Raw genomic sequence first — 21385 nt, forward strand, 5'->3', positions numbered from 1 at the left:
CGGCTTCGGCAAACTACAAATCCAACACCAGGCGTTTACCCTTCGCACGCGAACAACAGATCAACATACTTTGCTGGCTGGCACGCTCTTCATCGCTAAAATACTGATCCCGATGGTCAGCTTCACCTTCCAGTATTGCCGTTTCGCAGGTTCCGCATACCCCTTCACGACATAAACATTCCACTTTCGCGGCTTTATTATTTTCAATAACCTGCAAAATAGTCATCTCTTCCGGCACCACAAACTCTTTACCGGAACGGGCAAGCACCAGGGTAAATGCATCGCCGGTTTTGTCTTCAATCGCAAATTGCTCAAAGTGCAGCGTATCGGCGGCGATGTCCAGACGCGCAGCTTCACTTCTTACCGCTTCAATTAGCGCCTCGGGGCCACAGGTATAAACATGTGTGCCAGGTTCGGTATCCGCCAATAATCGCGCTAATTCCAGTCGTGTTCCGGTTGATGAGTGATGCAAGTGAACTTTCTCAGCCTGCGGATGCTGGACTAGCTCATCACGAAATGCGCAACTTTCTGGATTTCGCGTGCAGTAATGTAGCTGCCAGTCGACGTCGCTGTGTTGCAACTCTGCCATGTGCGACAGGAAAGGGGTGATACCAATGCCGCCCGCGATAAACAGATGCTTTCTGGCCGAGGGAATTAGCGCAAACAGGTTATTAGGCGTTGAAATCGTTAACCGATCGCCCACTTTTACCTGCTGATGCAAAAAGCGGGAACCGCCGCGCGAGTTTTCCTCCAGTCGAACGGCAATCTGATAACAAGAGGTGTCATGCGGCGAACTCAGTAGTGAATACGCATTGCTGTACTCGTTATCACCATCGCTCATCTGCACAATGACGTGACTTCCTCCGGTAAACGCAGGTAATGGTTTGCCATCGGTTGCCACCAGCATGAAGCGTTTCACCTGTTCGGTAAGCGGTTCAACCTGGCTCACCTGTACTTCAAACATTTGATAGTCTGACATTGCTGTACTCCATCAAAAATCAGCCCAGCGGCGGAAAATACCGCCGCCGATGTCATTAGTCCTTAAACACCTGCGCCAGCAGATTATGGAAGTGGGCGATACCATGTTCGGAAATTCCGCTACCGCTACTGTCGGCCATGATGCGCCCTTGACCACGATAGCCACGCGATTTCAGCCCTTTCTGTACGCTTTCAACCAGACGTAAATCTTCCGGACGGAACACATCGCGATACCACTCAATCAGCGATTTTTGCTCGTCGGTTAACTCTTCATTGGTGAAGTAAATATCGTAGTTTTGCAGGGTAGTTTCAGAATCCACCGGGAATTCATAAATGACCGTCATCATCCCTTTGATCGGGGTGACGTTCAGCATCGTGCACGGCCACAGCCAGAAACCGTGGAATGCCGCATCCGTGCCCTCTTCGAATTTGAAAGACTGTTCGGACGGTTTGGCGAAACCGTATTGCAGCGTCCAGTTACCGTGCATGGTGTGCCAGTAACGATCAACCTGAACGGAGTCGGAGAAACCTGGATGCGCCGGACCACAGTGATAGCACTCGAGATAGTTATCGACAATGTTCTTCCAGTTGGCAGGCGTGAGGGTGGTAAAGCGGGCCGCCAGTTTCAGATCGTGGACTTCCGGGCAGGCTTCCAGCACTTTTGCGCCCAGACCTGGTAACTGATCTTCTACGCTGGTGGCGTTGGGGTCCATGTTGATGAAGACGAATCCGGCATATTCTTCCAGACGCACCGGAACCAGTTGCGCTTTGTCGCTATCGAAATTGGCGACGTTTTCGCAGTTACGCGCATGGGCCAGGTTGCCATCGAGTTTGAATGCCCATGCGTGATACGGGCATGTAATCACATTTTTTGCTTTTCCTTCACCGCTCAACAACTGATGACCACGGTGCGGACACACGTTATAGAACGCGCGCAAAACCTTATCACGACCACGTACCAGCACGATGCTTTCGCCAATGATCTCACGCGTCACATAATCATTGGCATTCGCCAGTTCGCTGCTATGAGCGACGCAAATCCAGCTTTTGGCGAAGACGTTCTCTTTTTCGTGTTCAAAGGCGTTCTGATCGGTATAAAAACGGGCAGGAATGGTCCACGCCTCTTGCGGGTTAGCGCAAAAATTTTCGGGTAGTACAAAGTCAGGGCTCAGATTGCTCATAGGGATACCTTTATCGTTAGGATGACGGCGCTCAGTTGTCGCCTTTGAATACGGTTCCCGCAGGGAGCACTGGCGTTTTTTCCAGGACTTCAACCGGTGTCTGCGGGAGATAATGTTCAACTTGATGAGCCGGAATGTCGGCGTAATCCTGTTTCAGCCAGCGAATAAATCCGCCGACTTTCACCAGTAAAATGACGAGGAACGGAAGGGCTGTGAGTACGACGGTGGTTTTCATCGTTTCCAGCGACGCGCCAGTGAAAAGAATTGAAAGCGGGATCAGGGTAATTACCACGCACCAGAAAAGACGCAGCCCACGGTCAGGATCGTCACCTTCCTGGAGATTACGCGTACTGGTTGCCGCCATGGTGTAGGCCACCGCATCCATATGCGAGGCAAGGAAAATAATCATCACGCCCAGGTATGCGGCGAGGAACAATTTACCGGCTGGCAACGACATCAGAACTTGCTGCACAGCTGTCTCGCCGCCCAGTGTTTCCAGCACCTGTGGGACGTTGATTACGCCATTGATAAACTGGTGAATGGCATAGCTTTCCATTACGCCGAAGAAGAACCAGCAACCGACGGTGCTGCCGAGGATCAGTCCCCAGATAACTTCTTTAATCTTACGACCGCGGGAAACGCGGGTGACAAACATTGCTACGCCAGGCGTGTATGAGATCCACCACAGCCAGTAGAAAACGGTCCAGTTGCGGGTAAATGATCCATCGCCAAGCGGATCGGTGAATAAGCTCATTTGCAGGAAGTTTTGCGTGGTCAGGCCGATGGCATTGATGATGCTGTTGGTAATAAATTCGGTTGGACCGACAATCAGCACCAGTAATGGCAGCAGGAACGCGCCCCAGCCAACCATTTTGCTTAGACGTTGCAAACCGTTGTTGATACCAATCCACGAGCTTAGGCAAAAAATGCCGCCGGAAAGCAGGATCACAAATGCCTGTACGGTAAAGTTATCGGGTAAACCGGTCAGCGCGGAAAGCCCACGGGTAAAGGTTGCTGCGGTAACAACAAGGGAAATGGTCAGTGCGCCGACAGTGGCGATCAGGAACATCAAATCGACCAGTTTCCCCCACGGGCCTTGCGGGCGAACGCCGGTAATAGCAGCAATAATGCCGGAAAGGCTCAGCCCTTTGTTTTTCCGCACATGAAAGTGATAAGCCATGATTAATGAGGCCAGCGTATAAGTTGCCCAGGCGCTGATGCCCCAGTGGAAGAAGGAGTAGGGAACGCTAAATTCGAGTGCCTGTTGTGAACGCGGTGCGATATTTAATCCAGGCGTTTGATAATAATAGGCCCATTCAGCAACCCCCCAATAAAGCGTAGAAGAACCTAAACCGGCACAAATAAACATAAACAGCCAGGAGAGCGTGCTGTATTCCGGTTTTCCTTCGCCAAGACGAATATTGCCGTATTTACTGGTGGCTAAATAAATCACCAGCCCCATTGCCAGCAAAACCAATACCTGTACGGCGGAACCTAACGTACGCGTAACAAAAGTGTATATTGCGTTGGCCGCGTCGGCCGATTGTTGTGGGAAAAGGCTTAATGCAGCTGCGATGAAAAGAATGGCCACCAGGCTGATGCTTATCAGCGGCACATCTTTTTTCTTAACATTGCTCATCATGAGTCATCTCCTGGGCATAAAAGCCCGTCTCTGGCTTTTGCCAGTTGTAATTATTTGCAGGGTAATGAGTTGTATGTTGTGTTTAACAAATTGATTATTTGCATGTTACATAAATTAAACAATTGAGAATACGGAAAGCCATAAAACACGAAACGGAAACAATAAAAGGTGAAATGACGCAGGTTATTTACTGCAAAGAACGAATAAAAAAACCGCGTCAGTGACGCGGTTCAAATAAACTGGTTTGACCTTAACGCAAAATAATTTTGCAAATCGCGTCGGCAACCTGTGGCGTGGTGGCACTGCCTTTCATATCAGGTGTTTTCGGCCCGTGAGCAATCACTTCTTCAATCGCGGCCAGAATACCGTTATGCGCTTGCTGGAAACGCTCATCGCCATTGCCGAGAAAATCGAGCATCATTGCACCGGCCCAAATTGTGGCGATAGGGTTAGCAATGTTTTTCCCGTAGATATCCGGCGCGGAACCGTGGACTGGCTCGAAGAGCGACGGGAAAGTGCGTTCCGGATTCAGGTTGGCGGATGGGGCAATGCCAATGGTGCCGGTGCAGGCCGGGCCAAGATCGGAAAGGATATCGCCAAACAAATTAGACGCCACTACCACATCGAAGCGTTCCGGCTGCATCACAAAACGTGCGCAGAGAATGTCAATATGCTGCTTGTCCCAGCGGATCTCCGGGTAATTCTCAGCCATTGCTTCCACTCGCTCATCCCAGTACGGCATGCTGATGGCTAAACCGTTCGATTTAGTGGCAGAAGTTAGCGTCTTACGTGGGCGGCTTTGCGCAAGTTCGAAGGCATAACGCAAAATGCGATCGACACCACGACGCGTAAATACCGATTCCTGAATGACGACTTCATGCTCTGTACCTTCATTCACTCTGCCGCCGAGCGAGGAATATTCGCCTTCGGTGTTTTCCCTGACCACGTAAAAATCGATGTCGCCAGGCTGTTTTCCCGCCAGCGGGCAGGGAACGCCAGGAAAGAGACGAACCGGGCGCAGGTTGACGTACTGGTCGAATTCACGACGAAATTTCAGCAGCGAACCCCACAACGAAATATGGTCCGGAACGGTGTCCGGCCAGCCGACGGCACCAAAATAGATGGCGTCGAAACGGCTAAGTTGCTCATGCCAGTCGTCCGGCATCATTTTACCGTGATGGCTGTAATACTCGCAGCTCGCCCACTCCATTTGCTCAAAACTCAAGGCGAAGCCCCAGCGCTCAGCGGCAGCCTGTAACACGCGAATCCCTTCAGGAAGGACTTCTTTGCCAATCCCGTCTCCCGGGATCGCAGCAATACGCATCGTTTTCATCATTGGGTTCTCACTTCCTGACCATCAAAATTGACAATACCCTCATCCTATAATTGACTGAAAAGGAATTAATCCCTGTAACTGATGAAACATAAAACACGAATCATGAATAATTTACCGCTGCTGAACGATTTGCGCGTCTTTATGCTGGTGGCTCGCCGGGCTGGTTTTGCCGCCGTGGCGGAAGAACTGGGCGTTTCTCCGGCGTTCGTCAGCAAGCGCATCGCCTTGCTGGAGCAAACGCTAAACGTGGTGTTGTTACACCGCACCACCCGCCGCGTCACCATTACCGAAGAAGGAGAGCGGATTTATGAATGGGCGCAGCGGATTTTGCAGGATGTCGGTCAGATGATGGACGAACTTTCTGACGTGCGTCAGGTGCCACAGGGGATGCTGCGTATTATCAGCAGCTTTGGTTTTGGACGACAGGTGGTGGCTCCGGCGTTATCAGCGCTGGCGAAAGCGTATCCGCAACTGGAATTACGTTTTGATGTGGAAGACCGGTTGGTCGATTTGGTCAATGAAGGTGTCGATCTCGATATTCGCATTGGCGATGACATCGCCCCTAATTTAATCGCCCGCAAACTGGCGACCAATTATCGCATTCTCTGCGCGTCGCCGGAATTTATTGCGCAACATGGCGCGCCGAAACATTTAACCGATCTTTCTGCATTGCCGTGCCTGGTCATTAAAGAGCGCGATCATCCTTTTGGTGTCTGGCAATTACGCAATAAAGAAGGCCACCATGCGATTAAAGTTACCGGCCCACTGTCGTCTAATCATGGAGAAATTGTCCATCAGTGGTGTCTCGATGGGCAGGGGATTGCTCTGCGCTCCTGGTGGGATGTTAGCGAAAACATTGCCAGTGGTCATTTAGTACAAGTGCTACCGGAATATTACCAGCCAGCGAACGTCTGGGCCGTTTATGTTTCAAGGCTGGCGACGTCAGCGAAAGTACGGATAACGGTAGAATTTTTACGCCAGTATTTTGCCGAGCACTACCCGAATTTTTCACTGGAGCATGCCTGATTAATGATTCAATTATCGGGTTGATATCGGGTTAAAACCTGATTTTCTCCTTTCTAAGCCGCTACAGATTGGTTAGCATATTCACCTTTAATCGCGCATGATCGAAAGATAATTAAAGAGGTTAATGTGTTCGCTGAATACGGGGTTCTGAATTACTGGACCTATCTGGTTGGGGCCATTTTTATTGTGTTGGTGCCAGGGCCAAATACCCTGTTTGTGCTCAAAAATAGCGTCAGTAGCGGTATGAAAGGCGGTTATCTTGCTGCCTGTGGTGTATTTATTGGCGATGCGGTATTGATGTTTCTGGCATGGGCTGGAGTGGCGACATTAATTAAGACCACCCCGATATTATTCAACATTGTACGTTATCTTGGTGCATTTTATTTGCTCTATCTGGGGAGTAAAATTCTCTACGCGACCCTGAAGGGTAAAAATAACGAGGCCAAATCCGATGAGCCCCAATACGGTGCCATTTTTAAACGCGCGTTAATTTTGAGCCTGACTAATCCGAAAGCCATTTTGTTCTATGTGTCGTTTTTCGTACAGTTTATCGATGTTAATGCCCCACATACGGGAATTTCATTCTTTATTCTGGCGACGACGCTGGAACTGGTGAGTTTCTGCTATTTGAGCTTCCTGATTATTTCTGGTGCTTTTGTCACGCAGTATATACGTACCAAAAAGAAACTGGCTAAAGTGGGCAACTCACTGATTGGTTTGATGTTTGTGGGTTTCGCCGCCCGACTGGCGACGCTCCAGTCCTGATGCATTCAGCCCGCGTTGTCGCGGGCTTCCCACCTGTAATCCTCCCTGATTCTTCTCTGATACGGTGCTAAAAAGTAACCAATAAATGGTATTTAAAATGCAAATTATCAGGCGTACCCTGAAACGGCTGGAATAAACCATTTTCAGCGCATTCACCGAAGGAGGGAAAAGGATGCTGCAAATCCCACAGAATTATATTCATACGCGCTCAACGCCTTTCTGGAATAAACAAACTGCGCCTGCCGGAATATTCGAACGTCATCTTGATAAAGGAACGCGCCCGGGAGTTTACCCACGCCTTTCCGTTATGCATGGGGCGGTCAAATATCTCGGCTACCCTGATGAACACAGTGCAGAGCCTGATCAGGTGATCCTTATCGAAGCGGGGCAGTTTGCGGTGTTCCCTCCAGAAAAGTGGCACAACATTGAAGCCATGACTGACGATACTTATTTCAACATTGACTTCTTCGTTGCTCCTGAAGTCCTGATGGAAGGCGCGCAACAACGGAAAGTCATTCATAACGGGAAATGAATCATGGGCAAAGCAACGTATACCGTGACCGTCACCAATAACAGTAATGGCGTTTCTGTCGATTATGAAACAGAGACGCCGATGACTTTGCTGGTGCCAGAAGTGGCGGCTGAAGTGATAAAAGATCTGGTGAATACCGTGCGTTCTTATGACACGGAAAACGAACATGATGTTTGTGGTTGGTAATTATCTCTGATCGTTGATGGCGCAATTTCTGCGCCATCGCAAAAAAATCGTCCGTGATGCTCGTCACAAATCTTGCCCTCCCGATGTTGTGCTATGCTTTTTATCAGCGACTAACCCGCTAATGCAAAACAGATAAGTGAGGAAACAATGGGCATTCTGTCATGGATTATTTTTGGGCTTATTGCCGGTATTCTGGCGAAGTGGATCATGCCAGGTAAAGATGGTGGTGGATTCTTTATGACTATCCTGCTGGGGATAGTCGGTGCCGTAGTCGGCGGATGGATCAGCACGCTGTTTGGCTTTGGTAAAGTCGATGGCTTCAATTTTGGCAGCTTCGTGGTTGCCGTTATTGGCGCGATTGTCGTGCTGTTTATCTACAGAAAGATTAAAAGTTAACGCGTAAATTGCACAAAGGCTGCACACAGGCAGCCTTTGCTATTTTCTAGATGTGACGTTACCACCATCCCAGCTCAGTGCCGAGTACGACAATAATCGCCACACCCATCATAATAATCGTTGTTTTTTTCATCTTTATGCTCCCGGGGCAGCATAGCCGCCAATAAAAAACCATGCTAAAAATACGACCGCTGTAATAAAGATTACAACCGGAAAAATAATACCGATTCGCATGTTATCACCAATCAAAAGGATGTGAATACGCCTCAGGAATGTAGCGCTGGATGCGCGACAAAAGGTGTTTTCTGTTTGTGTTTTTTCTCCTGATACATCGCGATATCGGCAGCATGCAGGGCACTGTCTGCATCGGTCGTTTCAGGATCGACTTCTACTATGCCAAGACTGGCACCGGGATAATACAAATCAACATCACCTAAGTGATATTCTCCACGTATTTGCTGCTGAATACGTTCTCGCAGAGACGAAATATCCGCATTCTCGTTGTTCAGTGAAACAACCAAAAACTCATCACCGCCGAGACGACCAATAACTTCGCCATTTTGCTGGAGCGTATTAAGGCGCTCGCCAACCTGAATGAGGAACAAATCACCACTATTATGACCAAAACGATCGTTGATTAATTTGAAGTTATCCAGATCGATAAACGCGATCATTATCTTATGGTTAAGATGTCGGGCGAGAGAAAACAGCGTCGTCAGGTTTTCAAAAATCGCCCGCCGATTCGGTAGCCCGGTTAACGAGTCGGTATACGATTGCGCAATCAGCGCAGCATTGGCTTCGCGCAGCTGTTCAACCAGTGCTTCTTTTTGAATATATTGTGCAATCAGTCCGGCGAATAACTGCAAAACCTGTTCCGCGCGTTCACTCCACTGGCGCTTCTCACTGCTGGCGGCGCAAAGCGTGCCATAGAATGATCCATCCGGTAAGTGAATTGGCGTGCTCAGAAATGTGGTGATGCCAAGATTGCGTGCCGCAATACAGTCGCCCCAACGGTCGGGGACTTCATCGCTGAAAAAGCAGTTTTCATCAATGGCGCGTTTGCATAACGAGTAATCCCACGAGACGGTAAAATTCTCCGGGATGTGCATTTTCTGGCTGTTACGGGCAAACATTATATGCTGCAGGCGCGCTTCGACATCCACTTTGGTCAGGTAGGTTGATTCCATATCAGTGACCATTTCCAGCATCTCCAGAAGCTGTCGGACCAGACTTTCCAGTGACTGTTCTTTGGCAAGGGATTGCGAGACGCGGGCGATAATCTGATCTGACACGAAACAACTCCAGGATACGGCGGGTAAATGCTGATTATTTAATCTTTGCAGGCATGATAAAACATCATCAACAAAGATGAAACAAGGCGTAATATGATTTGAGTGAATGTAATAAAAATAGTGCTGCAAAACAAAACGATACCGCGATACTCTAAGTCTGGATAAATATGTGAGATCAATAAATGAAAATTATCAGTTTTGTTCTGCCTTGCTTGCTGGTCCTGGCTGGTTGTTCAACCCCTTCTCAGCCAGAAGCACCCAAACCGCCGCAGATTGGTATGGCAAATCCGGCGTCGGTCTATTGCCAGCAGAAGGGCGGGACGCTCATTCCAGTGCAGACAGCGCAAGGGGTCAGCAACAATTGCAAATTACCGGGCGGTGAAACGATTGATGAATGGGCATTGTGGCGACGGGACCATCCGGCTGGTGAAAAATAACCGCCGGATGCCGTACTAAAATCACAAGCTACGTAGCCAGTCGGCCAGCACCAGCGCATGGTTCTGCGTGGTGTTTTTTGCTGAGTAGAGCAGGGTCAGCGGCTGTTTTTTGGCGATGTCCGCCAGCCGCTTTCCTTCTTGCTCGTGTTGCGCCAGTTCTGCAAGATATTGCTCGCGAAAGGTTGCAAAATCGACGACTTCGCCGTGAAAGGCTTTGCGCAGTTCCGTTGACGGCGTGATTTCTTTATCCCACTCATCAAGGGCTAAATCGGTTTTTTTGATACCACGCGGCCAGAGGCGGTCGACCAGTACGCGATAACCATCGCTCTGTTCTGCCGGATCATAAACGCGTTTGCACTGAATATTCATCGTGTTTGTTCTCCCTTCCACGCATGATTGGTAACGTCACTATAGCACCGGATATTAGCGAATTTCTTTGTCTCTCCCGGCGCAAAGTCCGAAAATCGCCATCAGTAGTGAAAGTATGGCAACACCCATCAGTGGTATGGACCAGTCACCGTTAGTATCGTGTATTTTACCCATCAGCGGCGGCCCACAGGCTGCCAGCAAATACCCGACGGATTGTGCCATCCCCGAGAGTGCCGCCGCCTGATGCGCAGAACTTGCCCGAAGACCAATGAACGTCAACCCCAGTATCATTGTTGCGCCGGAACCAAAACCGAAAAGCAGAGTCCAGGTGATCGCGTGCGCTGGCATAAAGCAGAGCCCAACCGCGCCCACTGCGCACATCAAGGCAACGAACGCTGCAATACCACGCTGATCTTTCACATGATGTAAGAAAAGTGGGATCAGCAAACCGGGAGCTGCTGTGGCTAGTTGCAGCAAACCATGCAGTGAACCCGCCTGTGCTTCGCTATAGCCGTGACTGATGAGGATCGCCGGAAGCCAGCCAATAATCACGTAATAGACCAGTGAGTTGATCCCAAGAAACAATGTTACCTGCCAGGCAAGCGGAGAACGCCAGATACCCCGAGTATGTAAGGCGCGTGAGGTACTCAAATTTGCATGTTGTTGACTTCGCCACTGTGGCAGCCATAAAAAAAGAGCCAGCAGAGGAAAACACATCAGCATGAGCAACGCGCCTTGCCAGCCAAAACCGTTCAAAGCCAGCGGCACGACCATAGCCGATCCCAGTGCCGCTGCAGCTCCCATTGTCAGGGAATATGCGCCGGTAAGTCTGGCGACGGAATGAGGGAAATCGCGTTTAATTAATCCTGGCAGTAAGACATTGCCTAATGCAATCCCACCGCCAATGACCGCTGTACCGCCAAATAAGAAGTAAGGCGAAGGGAGAGAGCGAATTGCGATGCCAGCACAGATCAAAAGTAACGCGGCAAACAGGCTACGTTCCATACCAAAACGTCGCGCCACCGGGGCAGCCAGAGGTGAGATTAGCGCAAAGGCTAATAATGGCAGGGTGGTCAATAAGCCGGTTTGCGCCGTCGTCAGCGAGTAAGCGGAACGAATCGTATCCAGTAACGGTGCTGCGCCGGTAAAGGTGACGCGTAATGTTGTGGCAATCATTAAAATGCCAGCGATAAGGACAATCCTGTTTTTGCCGCTTAATGAAGTTGAACAGGTCATATGCTTCTCATTGTTACAAACGAGGCTGTACCTTACCGTTTTTATTGTTATGTTGAATCAAGCTAAAATGACAAATTATCGCTAAATTCGGACAAAATGATGCACAGGTTGAATCTCAATGGCTATGAACCCGACCGACACCATGAAGCCGCGGTCGCATTTTGTATTCACGCCGGAACGGATGAGTTAACCAGTCCTGTACATCAGCACCGCAAAGGACAGCTGATACTGGCGCTACATGGTGCAATTACCTGTACGGTGGAAAATGCTTTGTGGATGGTGCCACCGCAATATGCGGTTTGGATACCGGGAGGGGTGGAACATAGCAATCAAGTGACAGCTAACGCTGAACTCTGTTTTCTGTTTATCGAACCCAGCGCAGTGACAATGCCGACAACCTGTTGCACATTGAAAATATCGCCCTTATGCCGGGAATTAATTTTAACCCTGGCAAACAGGACGTCGACTCAGCGTGCTGAGCCGATGACCCGCAGATTAATTCAGGTCCTGTTTGATGAACTCCCTCAGCAGCCACAACAACAGCTGCACCTACCCGTTTCTTCTCATCCTAAAATTCGCGCGATGGTGGAGATGATGGCGAAAGAGCCCGTCGAGTGGGGGTCATTGGGGCAATGGGCTCGCTTTTTTGCGATGAGTGAACGCAATCTTGCCCGACTGATAGTGAAAGAGACGGGGTTGAGTTTTCGCCAGTGGCGTCAGCAGTTACAGCTGATTATGGCGCTTCAGGGATTAGTGAAAGGCGATACTGTACAGAAAGTTGCTCATACGCTGGGGTATGATTCAACAACGGCCTTTATTACTATGTTTAAGAAAGGCCTGGGGCAAACGCCAGGCCGATATATTGCGGGATTAACTACTGTTTCCCCACAATCAGCGAAACCAGACCCGCGGCAATAAGCGGGCCAACCGGTACGCCGCGAAACAGCGCCACGCCCAAAACAGTGCCCACCAGCAGCCCGGCGACCAGTTGCGGCTGGCTGCCCATTAACGTCACGCCGCGCCCACCTAGCCAGGAGACAATAACGCCTACTGCAATTGCCACCAGCGATTTCCAGTTCAGAAACGAGTGAATCAGGGTTGAGGGCGGTAGCGTCCCGCTGGCGATGGGGGCCATAACGCCAATCGTCAGAATGATTATCCCGATACTTAGCCCCTGTTTTTCAATCCACGGGAAAAAGGTGCTTAACGGTGTGACGCGGACAATGATTAACACCAGAATTGAAACGGCGACAGTGGTGTTATGACTGATAAAGCCCAGCGCAGCTAACCCGAGCAGGATCAGCAAAGTGACATCAAACATCGTGGTTTCCTTGCCAAAAAATAATAAGCCTGCTTACTTTACGCTTGCTGCAGGAAGGAAGTAGAAAATCTTTACGTTTTTTGCATAAAAAATCAGGCGAACTGTCATCAAACTGCAATTTGTGCACGCTAACAATAACGTGAAAACAGCTATCTCCCGGGGGCATACTATGAACGATCAAATGTTCGTCGAGACACTGATTATCACGTCATCGTTTTTTGCCATTGCTGTTGTGCTGGTTTTGTCCGTTCTTCTTATCGAACGGACAGGCTAGTTACGCAGTGCGGCGGAAATTGACCAGTTCTGGTTGCGCAATGCGCAAATAATCCGCGGTTTTCAAAATAACGGATTTATCCAGCATGCCTGCATTGAAGGCGATTTCATCAAATCGTTCGAAGAGTAGGGGATCGGCAACCAGTTTGAGTTTTGGATGGAAGCTGAAAGGGGGGATCGCGCCGAAGACACAGCCTGTGAGTTCATCGACTTCCGCCGGGCTGGCCAACGAAGCGCGTAATCCGCCTATATGGCTGGCGAGTTGGCTCAGATCGGCCTGTTGATCGGCCGCGAGGATCGCCAGAACATGTTGATTTACACCATTGCCTTTGACTTTACATACCAGTGCCTTAGCCCCCTGGCCTAAAGCGGTGCCACGAATTTCTGACACCGCTTCACATTTACCTACCGCTTCATGGGTAACGACGCGGAAGTCAGCACCTTCTTGTGATAATAAAGCGATTAACCGCTGATGCGTCACGCTTCCTTTAGCCATTTCAGTCATTTCATGCTCCTGAGATTACAAGCAAACAACCACAGAAGGTTATCATGAACGGCTGTTTTTGTTCTGCTTATTGACATATAAACGCTCATCGGAAGCTTTATACGCATCATGTAACGTATCGTTTTCTTTCATCGCGTAAATACCGGAAGAGAAGCCGATCTCTTTCTGCGGCGCGATATGTTGCAGACGTTTTTCGATACGTTCAGGCAGTTGTGCTGCAATTTGCGGCGTCGAATCGACAAGAATGATGCAGAATTCATCGCCACCGAGTCGGATAGCATAATCACTTTTACGAATCGACTGTTTAATCGCCTGAGCTAATAACGTAATCGCTAAATCCCCCTCCTGATGACCGAGGGTGTCATTTATTTGCTTTAACTTGTCCATGTCAATTGCAATAAACATCACCGAAGAACCGGATTGCACCAGTTTTTGCAACCGCTGCTCCAGTTCAGGAGTTAAAATTTTGCGATTATAGAGTCCAGTCATCGCATCACTAATATTTTCTCGCGACACATTTTGGTATAAACGGAAGTGCATCCGCACCATATTCAGCAAAATTAACGCCGTCAAAATCCAGAACAGAACGCTTTTCCACGAAGACGTGATAAAGTAAAGAATATCAATGGATAACGAGACACGAATGCCGCCCGGTAAGTCATGGACGTAACTGACATACTGGAACAGATTATCTTCGCTCTGGTTGATGATAATGTCGCGCCCCGAATCGGTATCGGTTAGCGTGACATTGAGAAAACGCCAGAGGAGAGGGCGGTCATGAGTGTAAAAGATATTCCGCAGATTGTTTTTGTTAATATCCAGCAGCACAATCCCTTTTAGCTGCCCTGCGACATATACCGGCGTCAGCAAACTCATCACGTTCTGTTTAGTACGCTGATCCTGGTAAATGCTCGATAAAACGGTACGCCCGGTAAATACCTTTTCAATATCTTTGCGATCGATGCCAATACTTCCTGACTGCAGGAAAGACCAGTTATTCATCGCAAAGTATTCAACATTAACCGGCTCATAAAAATAGACATAGCGGTCATTGAGATCGAGATAATAGTGAAATTTCTCTTCGGCCATCCCAAGACCTGAACCGTAATCATCCTGGTGGCGGTTGCCTTCCACTGCCTGATCAAAAGCGGGTAATAGTGCTGCAGCTTCCACAATTGTGTCGCAGTCAGTGGATGCGGTTTGTAGTGTGCCGCGTAAGCCAGGGTATTTATGGGCAGTCAGGTTTAAGCCATGGGTATTATTGGCAGACTCAAAAGCCTCGCAGATGGTGCGCCGCTGTTCTGGCGACACTTCCGACTGCTCAGCAGCGAGAGCGCGCATCACATGCGCGGCAATACTCTGATTCTGATACTTATCATAAAGAAAGGAGGAGTCTGCTCTCTGCACGATATAGCGCAGATAGGCACTCATTGCTCTGTCACTGGCGACAAGTTCAAAAATAAGGAAGGAAGATGTCAGCACAATGACACTTGCGGCGATAAAATGCCGGAGCATTCTATGGTGCAATTTCATGATAAATGGCACTCCTTCGGTTAGTGAAACGAGAAAACCAGATAAAGTTCGATTGCGGCCTGGCACAGGGGCGCTAATTATACTCATCTCTGCGCCGCTGGGGAGGGGAAATTTAGGGGTAATAGTAATAAATTGTATGCAAAAGCCACGCAAAAAGCATGGCTCTGAATATTTTTGCACTTAAATATGATGAATAATCACTTTGTTGCCCCCCTCGCTTTTCGCTTCGCGTAAGGCTTTATCTGCTTCCGTCATGACAAGCGAGATATTACGTGTGTCACCCGTTGAAAAAACCGTGCCAATACTGATGGTCATTTGCTCAGGAACATCATATCTGTTACTAAAGCCGGTCAGGAGTTCGACATTTTTACGCATACGTTCCGCAATGATTTTTGCCTGGGCACTATTCAGTTCGGTAAATAGCAAGCCAAACACCTCACCCTCCAGTCGCGCTAAAATATCATCGGGGCGGATGCTTTGCTGGATAATATCGACAATTGAAACCAGCACTTTATCACCCACACGATGTCCCCATTGGGCATTGATGCGTTTGAACTGATTAATATCAACCAGCATGACACAGAAGTCCTTAACAACAGGTCGCGACAATAATGACTCTACGCTGTTGAAAAAGTAGCGGCGATTATAAATATTGGTCAGCACATCATGAACTGCCAGTTTGCTGGAGAGTTGCAGTTCCTGAAAAATGTTATAAATCAGAAAAGACACAACAAACAGTTTACTGGAGACTTCAATCCCGCGACTGATATACCAGATGGTGTAATTATACTCATCCAGAGTTAGTAGAAGTAAGTTGCAGCATAGCGATGCCAGACATAATAATGCTATTAACGGCCATAGTTCGCAGGCTAATCGTGTGCGCATGATAATAAAGAACAGTAAAAATGCCCACAGACAAACCAATATTTTTGTATAGTTGATTCCCCAGGTCGCAGTATGGTTGTCCGGACAGTAATCGACGACATACAAAGAATAGTCAGCGTTATAACTGCTCAGATTGTGTGCCAGAAGGGGAAAAACTAAAAAAGGAATCAGTGCCAGTAACAGAATGCCAGTTTTTTTCTTATTGTTGTCAAGGATGTTGTCTTTCCCATAACAAAAGAGCGCCAGCGAGGTTAAACAAATGAAACTGAGTTGGCGGAAAATATAGAAAATAGAAACATCATTCGACTTTGTCTGGATCAGTGTACTGCCGTTGATTGGTTTATGGATAATTACAATGGTTTCAACTAAATAGATAAGGCCACTTAAAAATGCAAGGCTTAAAATGAGTGTTGGTAAAATTTGTTTGTTAGTGAAATACTTCATTAACATGAAAAGAAAAATGACGGCGTTAAGGAAAAACAAAGCCACAACAACCATCAGGTAATTCATCTGTGGGATGAGTTTTACATTCGTGTTTTCGTTATATAAGGTAGTAATGCAAAATAAAATTAACGTCAGCAATAAGCTGAAAATAAAAAAGCCTTGAGCTTTTAATTTTTGTGTACCCATAGAAGCCATAAAAAGGAGAGCAATGTGAGTGCTGGATTTTATTGATGGCAGAGATATATAGTTTTGACCAGGATCAATTTTCGTTAACGATAAAAAATATTTAAAGAATAACCCCAGGGAAACACGTGTTGACCGAATCATTTTTCCGAATGATTGTTTTCTGGAACTAAATTGTGTAAAGGTTATGCTGTCATATTTAAAGCGATTGTAAGCTAATGTATGTAATAAATGAGATAATTTACAGTGAGCTAAAAATCAGCCAGGCGATAATGACCCGGCTGATAGTTTTAGTCTTTAGCTGTTGCATTTTGTTTATGAAACAGTTCACGGAACACCGGATAAATATCATCCTGGTCGCGGATATGCTGCATCGCAAAGTTGTCGAAAGTAGATTGCAGATGCTCATATTCTCGCCACAGTGTCTGATGTGCACGACGGGTAATTTCGATATAGCTGTAATAACGAACGACGGGTAATAATTTTTTCGCCAGGATTTCATGGCAAAGCGGAGAGTCATCGGCCCAGTTATCGCCGTCCGATGCTTGTGCCGCGTAAATATTCCACTGTGCAGGGTTATAACGCTCTTTCACTACCTCATCCATCAGTTTCAGGGCGCTGGAAACAATGGTGCCGCCAGTTTCCTGCGAGTAGAAAAACTCATGTTCATCGACTTCTTTCGCCTGGGTATGATGGCGGATGTATACGACTTCCACGTTCTTATACGTTCTGCTAAGGAACAGATACAGCAGAATATAAAAACGCTTAGCCATATCTTTAGTGGACTGATCCATTGAACCGGAAACGTCCATCAGGCAAAACATCACTGCCTGGCTGGAGGGATCGGGCCGCTTCTCGTAGTTCTTGTAACGTAAATCGAAGGTGTCAATGAAAGGGACGCGTTCAATTTTGGCACGTAATTCTGCAATTTCTTTGCGCAGACGTTCCTCTTCCAGCAGTTGCGCAGGTTCACTATTGCTGATGATGGCCAAATTCTCTTCCAGCGCATGAAGTTCCCGCCGCTTGCCCGCCGTCATGGCTGTGCGTCGTGCCAGTGAGTTCTGCAATGAACGCACAACACTGATATTGGCCGGAACGCCGTTAGCGGTATAACCCGCACGATGCGTTTTATATTCGGTCAGCTGGCGTTGTTGGTTTTGTTTCAGATTCGGTAAGGCCAGATCTTCAAAGAGCAGATCAAGATACTCATCTTTCGAAATCTGAAAGACAAATTCATCCTGACCTTCACCATCCTGGCTGGCCTGGCCCTGACCACTGCCGGAACCTCCGCCGCCACCCTGGGGACGTTCAATTCGGTCATTCTGGACGAAATGGTCATTGCCCGGATGCACGCGGTGGCGCAGACCGCCACGCCCCTGATGAAACATCGGTTCGCTAATATCTTCCGTGGGAATGGATACAGACTCGCCGCTGTCGACGTCAGTCACCGAACGCTTATTAATGGCCTCGGAGATCGACTGTTTAATTTGCGCTTTATAACGGCGTAAAAAACGCTGGCGATTCACCATGCTTTTGTTTTTGCCGTTCAGACGCCGGTCAATAAACCAGGTCATATGCCCCCCGTACTACATTTGCCAACTGTATGCTACGCCTGTGTTGCCGCTTCTCTGGCCCACGGTTCGCTGTCGTTGTAGGCCCGGTAGCATGTGTACCGGGCCAGGGTTGTTAAGACGATTTACGTACGCGCAAATACCATTCGCACAGTAAACGCACCTGTTTACGGGTGTAGCCTTTTTCCATCATACGGTCGACAAAGTCGTCATGTTTCTTCTGCTCGTCGGTTGACGTTTTGGCGTTAAACGAAATAACCGGCAACAGCTCCTCGGTATTGGAGAACATTTTCTTCTCAATAACCGTGCGCAGTTTTTCATAGCTGGTCCAGTTCGGATTGCGTCCGCTGTTATTCGCTCTGGCGCGCAGTACGAAGTTAACAATCTCGTTGCGGAAATCTTTTGGATTACTGATCCCCGCCGGTTTCTCGATTTTCTCCAGCTCGGCGTTGAGAGACTCGCGGTCAAACAACTGCCCGGTATCCGGATCGCGATACTCCTGATCCTGAATCCAGAAATCCGCGTAGGTAACATAACGGTCGAAAATGTTTTGCCCATATTCGGAATAGGATTCAAGGTAGGCCGTCTGGATCTCTTTGCCAATAAACTCGGCATATTTCGGGATCAGATAACCTTTCAGGAACTCCAGATAGCGTTCTGCCTGCTCTTGTGGGAACTGCTCGCGCTCGATCTGCTGTTCCAGGACGTAGAACAGATGGACCGGGTTTGCCGCCACTTCTACATGATCGAAGTTGAACACGCGGGAGAGGATCTTAAACGCAAAACGCGTCGACAGACCGTTCATCCCTTCATCGACACCGGCGTAGTCACGATATTCCTGATACGACTTGGCTTTGGGATCGGTGTCTTTCAGACTTTCACCATCATAAACCCGCATCTTTGAATAAATGCTGGAGTTTTCTGGCTCTTTAAGGCGCGAAAGAATGGAAAAACGTGACAGCGTTTCCAGCGTGCCAGGGGCGCAGGGGGCGTGAGTCAATTCACTGTGATTAAGCAATTTCTCGTAGATTTTGATCTCTTCGGAAATGCGCAAGCAATACGGCACCTTCACGATGTAAACACGATCGAGGAAGGCTTCGTTGTTTTTGTTATTACGGAAAGTGACCCATTCGGATTCGTTCGAGTGGGCGAGAATAATCCCGTTGAACGGCAGGGCGGAGATACCTTCCGTCCCGTTGTAGTTACCTTCCTGAGTGGCGGTTAGCAAGGGATGCAGCACTTTAATCGGTGCTTTAAACATCTCAACGAATTCCATGATCCCCTGGTTGGCGCGGCACAGTGCACCGGAATAGCCGTAGGCGTCCGGGTCATTCTGCGCGTAGTGTTCGAGTTTACGAATATCGACTTTCCCAACCAGCGCGGAGATGTCCTGGTTGTTCTCATCACCGGGTTCCGTTTTGGCGATAGCAATTTGTTGCAGAATTGACGGCCAGACCTTCACTACCCGGAACTTAGTGATATCGCCACCAAATTCATGCAGGCGTTTTGCCGCCCACGGCGACATGATGGTGCCGAGATAGCGGCGAGGAATGCCATACTCTTTTTCCAGAATCTGCGCATCTTCCTGCGGATTGAAAAGACAGAACGGATGATCGTTGACCGGGCTACGCTCACCGTTGGCGCTCAATACATAAATCGGTACGAGCTGCATTAATGATTTCAGTCGCTCAGCAAGCGATGATTTACCCCCACCCACAGGCCCCAGCAGATACAGAATTTGTTTCTTCTCTTCCAGCCCCTGAGCCGCGTGTTTCAGATAAGAGACAATCTGTTCAATCGCGTCTTCCATGCCGTAAAACTCTTCAAACGCCGGATAACGTGCAATGACCCGGTTAGAAAAGAGTCGAGAAAGTCTGGGTTCCTGGGCTGTATCGACCATGACAGGCTCACCGATAGCCATCAATAGCCGCTCAGCCGCGTTGGCATAAGCACTGCGATCTTGCCGACAAGTGGTAAGAAACTCCTGCAGTGTGAACTCTTCGTCCTTGGCAGCTTCATATCGCTGGCGATAGTGATCGAATATATTCATGGTATGCCGTCCTTTCGTTTTTTAGCACAGGTTAAGAGCCGTTCATATGAATAGTAGAGGCTCCCGGAAGAGGTAAACTGAACGACGTCTCTTGCTAAAACACAGCAACTCTCATGCCATTTTATCGACGATGAGAACAACGTGCCCGGTGATACACCTTCAAAATTAAGCGTAGATGGCAAATGGAAAACTTGCCTGCACGGCTTTCTTAATTTCAATGGCATATCAACAACTCATCCATAAATTTTGCATAATTAATGTAAAGACCAGGCTCGCCAGTAACGCTAAATTCATTTGGCTGTAAGCGCGGTGTCATCCGCGTCAGGAAAATTAAACAGTTACTTTAAAAAATGAAAACGTAAAAAGGTTGGGTTTCGATGTATTGACGGGTAAACTTTGTCGCCCGCTAAACATTTGTTTAAGGAATGATTAATTGTGACCAAACTCAAACTTCTGGCACTTGGAGTGCTTATCGCAACGTCTGCAGGCGTAGCGCACGCTGAAGGTAAATTTTCCCTGGGCGCAGGCGTAGGTGTCGTTGAACACCCATATAAAGATTACGATACCGATGTCTACCCAGTACCGGTAATCAACTATGAAGGCGATAACTTCTGGTTCCGTGGCTTAGGTGGTGGTTACTACCTGTGGAATGACGCAACGGACAAACTTTCAATTACCGCTTATTGGTCGCCGCTTTACTTCAAAGCGAAAGACAGTGGCGATCACCAAATGCGTCACCTGGATGACCGTAAGAGCACCATGATGGCTGGTCTGTCTTATGCTCACTTTACCCAGTACGGTTACCTGCGTACCACCCTGGCTGGCGATACCCTGGATAACAGCAACGGCATCGTCTGGGATATGGCCTGGTTGTATCGTTACACCAACGGTGGCCTGACCGTGACTCCGGGTATTGGTGTGCAGTGGAACAGCGAAAACCAGAACGAATACTATTATGGCGTATCGCGCAAAGAGTCCGCTCGCAGCGGTCTGCGTGGCTATAACCCGAACGACAGCTGGAGCCCTTACCTGGAGCTGAGCGCCAGCTACAACTTCCTCGGCGACTGGAGTGTTTACGGTACCGCGCGCTACACCCGTCTGTCTGATGAAGTTACTGACAGCCCAATGGTGGATAAATCCTGGACTGGCCTGATTTCTACCGGGATCACCTACAAATTCTGATAATGCATCTTTCCAGGGCATTTTGTGCATAAAAACAGGGCGTCATGCCCTGTTTTGCATTA

At 48.4% G+C, this 21385-nt stretch carries 24 protein-coding genes; 9 read left to right on the forward strand and 15 right to left on the reverse strand.

Annotated elements, in window-relative coordinates:
- Positions 1 to 13: 13 nt before the first annotated feature.
- The 4 genes from yeaX to dmlA all read right to left on the reverse strand — a co-directional run bounded on the left by yeaX (position 14) and on the right by dmlA (position 5137).
- Entirely contained in the window at positions 14 to 979 is a 966-nt protein-coding gene (yeaX, locus tag ACJHXB_RS14665; RefSeq protein ID WP_001286995.1) for a carnitine monooxygenase reductase subunit YeaX, read from the reverse strand.
- A 55-nt stretch (positions 980 to 1034) separates the two neighbouring features.
- Complete coding sequence (yeaW, locus tag ACJHXB_RS14670; protein ID WP_000067814.1) at positions 1035 to 2159, reverse strand: carnitine monooxygenase, oxygenase subunit YeaW; 1125 nt, start codon at positions 2157 to 2159, stop codon at positions 1035 to 1037.
- A gap of 31 nt (positions 2160 to 2190) precedes the next feature.
- A complete protein-coding gene (gene yeaV / locus ACJHXB_RS14675) occupies positions 2191 to 3801 on the reverse strand; it encodes a BCCT family transporter YeaV (protein ID WP_001578472.1) in 1611 nt (536 codons plus the stop codon).
- 250 nt (positions 3802 to 4051) lie between these two features.
- A complete protein-coding gene (gene dmlA, locus ACJHXB_RS14680; RefSeq protein ID WP_000978495.1) occupies positions 4052 to 5137 on the reverse strand; it encodes a multifunctional D-malate/3-isopropylmalate/tartarate dehydrogenase in 1086 nt (361 codons plus the stop codon).
- Positions 5138 to 5239: 102 nt separating this feature from the next.
- Here dmlA and dmlR point away from each other — a divergent pair, with 102 nt between their 5' ends.
- From dmlR to ACJHXB_RS14705, 5 genes are all read left to right on the forward strand, one after another.
- Positions 5240 to 6163, forward strand: coding sequence for a DNA-binding transcriptional regulator DmlR (gene dmlR / locus ACJHXB_RS14685; protein WP_001061578.1), 924 nt, complete (start codon positions 5240 to 5242; stop codon positions 6161 to 6163).
- Positions 6164 to 6289: 126 nt separating this feature from the next.
- Positions 6290 to 6928, forward strand: a complete 639-nt coding sequence (gene leuE / locus ACJHXB_RS14690; protein ID WP_000457202.1) for a leucine efflux protein LeuE — start codon at positions 6290 to 6292, stop codon at positions 6926 to 6928.
- A 172-nt stretch (positions 6929 to 7100) separates the two neighbouring features.
- Entirely contained in the window at positions 7101 to 7460 is a 360-nt protein-coding gene (yeaR, locus tag ACJHXB_RS14695) for a DUF1971 domain-containing protein YeaR (RefSeq protein WP_000939323.1), read from the forward strand.
- A gap of 3 nt (positions 7461 to 7463) precedes the next feature.
- Positions 7464 to 7646 carry a DUF1869 domain-containing protein gene (locus ACJHXB_RS14700; protein WP_000513737.1) on the forward strand — a complete coding sequence of 61 codons (183 nt, stop codon included), beginning with the start codon at positions 7464 to 7466 and terminating at the stop codon, positions 7644 to 7646.
- Positions 7647 to 7793: 147 nt separating this feature from the next.
- Positions 7794 to 8042 (forward strand): GlsB/YeaQ/YmgE family stress response membrane protein, encoded by a 249-nt coding sequence (locus tag ACJHXB_RS14705; protein ID WP_000512153.1) that lies wholly within the window; start codon positions 7794 to 7796, stop codon positions 8040 to 8042.
- A 58-nt stretch (positions 8043 to 8100) separates the two neighbouring features.
- Here the strand turns inward: ACJHXB_RS14705 and yoaJ are convergent, their stop codons facing one another.
- The 3 genes from yoaJ to dgcP are packed head-to-tail and all read right to left on the reverse strand — an operon-like array spanning position 8101 to position 9334.
- Positions 8101 to 8175, reverse strand: a complete 75-nt coding sequence (gene yoaJ, locus ACJHXB_RS14710) for a protein YoaJ (RefSeq protein WP_001386836.1) — start codon at positions 8173 to 8175, stop codon at positions 8101 to 8103.
- A gap of 2 nt (positions 8176 to 8177) precedes the next feature.
- Positions 8178 to 8276, reverse strand: a complete 99-nt coding sequence (locus ACJHXB_RS14715; RefSeq protein WP_001219350.1) for a YoaK family small membrane protein — start codon at positions 8274 to 8276, stop codon at positions 8178 to 8180.
- Between the two features lie 32 nt (positions 8277 to 8308).
- Complete coding sequence (dgcP, locus tag ACJHXB_RS14720) at positions 8309 to 9334, reverse strand: diguanylate cyclase DgcP (protein ID WP_001306169.1); 1026 nt, start codon at positions 9332 to 9334, stop codon at positions 8309 to 8311.
- Positions 9335 to 9516: 182 nt separating this feature from the next.
- On the opposite strand from dgcP, the gene yoaF reads away from it, so the two are divergent.
- Positions 9517 to 9771: a DUF333 domain-containing lipoprotein YoaF gene (yoaF, locus tag ACJHXB_RS14725; protein WP_000691930.1), complete on the forward strand. Its 255-nt coding sequence runs from the start codon at positions 9517 to 9519 to the stop codon at positions 9769 to 9771.
- 21 nt (positions 9772 to 9792) lie between these two features.
- Here yoaF and ACJHXB_RS14730 read toward each other — a convergent pair whose 3' ends face one another.
- Together ACJHXB_RS14730 and nimT are read right to left on the reverse strand one after the other, a co-directional pair.
- Complete coding sequence (locus ACJHXB_RS14730) at positions 9793 to 10140, reverse strand: DUF488 domain-containing protein (RefSeq protein ID WP_001025381.1); 348 nt, start codon at positions 10138 to 10140, stop codon at positions 9793 to 9795.
- Positions 10141 to 10194: 54 nt separating this feature from the next.
- The gene (gene nimT, locus ACJHXB_RS14735; RefSeq protein ID WP_000128459.1) at positions 10195 to 11376 is read right to left on the reverse strand and encodes a 2-nitroimidazole transporter; all 1182 of its coding nucleotides are present in this window, start codon (positions 11374 to 11376) and stop codon (positions 10195 to 10197) included.
- 96 nt (positions 11377 to 11472) lie between these two features.
- On the opposite strand from nimT, the gene nimR reads away from it, so the two are divergent.
- Positions 11473 to 12294: a DNA-binding transcriptional regulator NimR gene (nimR, locus tag ACJHXB_RS14740; RefSeq protein ID WP_000972237.1), complete on the forward strand. Its 822-nt coding sequence runs from the start codon at positions 11473 to 11475 to the stop codon at positions 12292 to 12294.
- Here the strand turns inward: nimR and ACJHXB_RS14745 are convergent.
- Complete coding sequence (locus ACJHXB_RS14745) at positions 12251 to 12697, reverse strand: DUF441 domain-containing protein (protein ID WP_000460707.1); 447 nt, start codon at positions 12695 to 12697, stop codon at positions 12251 to 12253. The two genes, nimR and ACJHXB_RS14745, sit on opposite strands and share 44 nt — an antisense overlap.
- Positions 12698 to 12866: 169 nt before the next feature.
- Here ACJHXB_RS14745 and yoaI point away from each other — a divergent pair, with 169 nt between their 5' ends.
- Complete coding sequence (gene yoaI, locus ACJHXB_RS14750; protein ID WP_000999630.1) at positions 12867 to 12971, forward strand: small membrane protein YoaI; 105 nt, start codon at positions 12867 to 12869, stop codon at positions 12969 to 12971.
- On the opposite strand, the gene yeaK is transcribed toward yoaI, so the two are convergent.
- From yeaK to yeaG, 5 genes are all read right to left on the reverse strand, one after another.
- Positions 12972 to 13475 (reverse strand): mischarged aminoacyl-tRNA deacylase, encoded by a 504-nt coding sequence (gene yeaK, locus ACJHXB_RS14755; RefSeq protein ID WP_000138043.1) that lies wholly within the window; start codon positions 13473 to 13475, stop codon positions 12972 to 12974. It lies immediately after the preceding gene.
- Between the two features lie 42 nt (positions 13476 to 13517).
- Positions 13518 to 15008, reverse strand: coding sequence for a diguanylate cyclase DgcJ (dgcJ, locus tag ACJHXB_RS14760; protein ID WP_001322965.1), 1491 nt, complete (start codon positions 15006 to 15008; stop codon positions 13518 to 13520).
- Between the two features lie 180 nt (positions 15009 to 15188).
- Complete coding sequence (locus ACJHXB_RS14765) at positions 15189 to 16664, reverse strand: GGDEF domain-containing protein (RefSeq protein WP_410233507.1); 1476 nt, start codon at positions 16662 to 16664, stop codon at positions 15189 to 15191.
- Positions 16665 to 16810: 146 nt separating this feature from the next.
- Positions 16811 to 18094, reverse strand: a complete 1284-nt coding sequence (locus ACJHXB_RS14770) for a YeaH/YhbH family protein (RefSeq protein WP_000219686.1) — start codon at positions 18092 to 18094, stop codon at positions 16811 to 16813.
- 112 nt (positions 18095 to 18206) lie between these two features.
- A complete protein-coding gene (gene yeaG, locus ACJHXB_RS14775) occupies positions 18207 to 20141 on the reverse strand; it encodes a protein kinase YeaG (RefSeq protein WP_001019882.1) in 1935 nt (644 codons plus the stop codon).
- A 435-nt stretch (positions 20142 to 20576) separates the two neighbouring features.
- Between yeaG and mipA the strand changes: the two genes are divergently transcribed.
- Positions 20577 to 21323 carry a scaffolding protein MipA gene (gene mipA / locus ACJHXB_RS14780; RefSeq protein WP_000163771.1) on the forward strand — a complete coding sequence of 249 codons (747 nt, stop codon included), beginning with the start codon at positions 20577 to 20579 and terminating at the stop codon, positions 21321 to 21323.
- Positions 21324 to 21385 lie beyond the last annotated feature (62 nt).

It is taken from the genome of Escherichia sp. WS3227_2, assembly GCF_046486495.1.
Taxonomy (GTDB): Bacteria; Pseudomonadota; Gammaproteobacteria; order Enterobacterales; family Enterobacteriaceae; genus Escherichia; species Escherichia coli.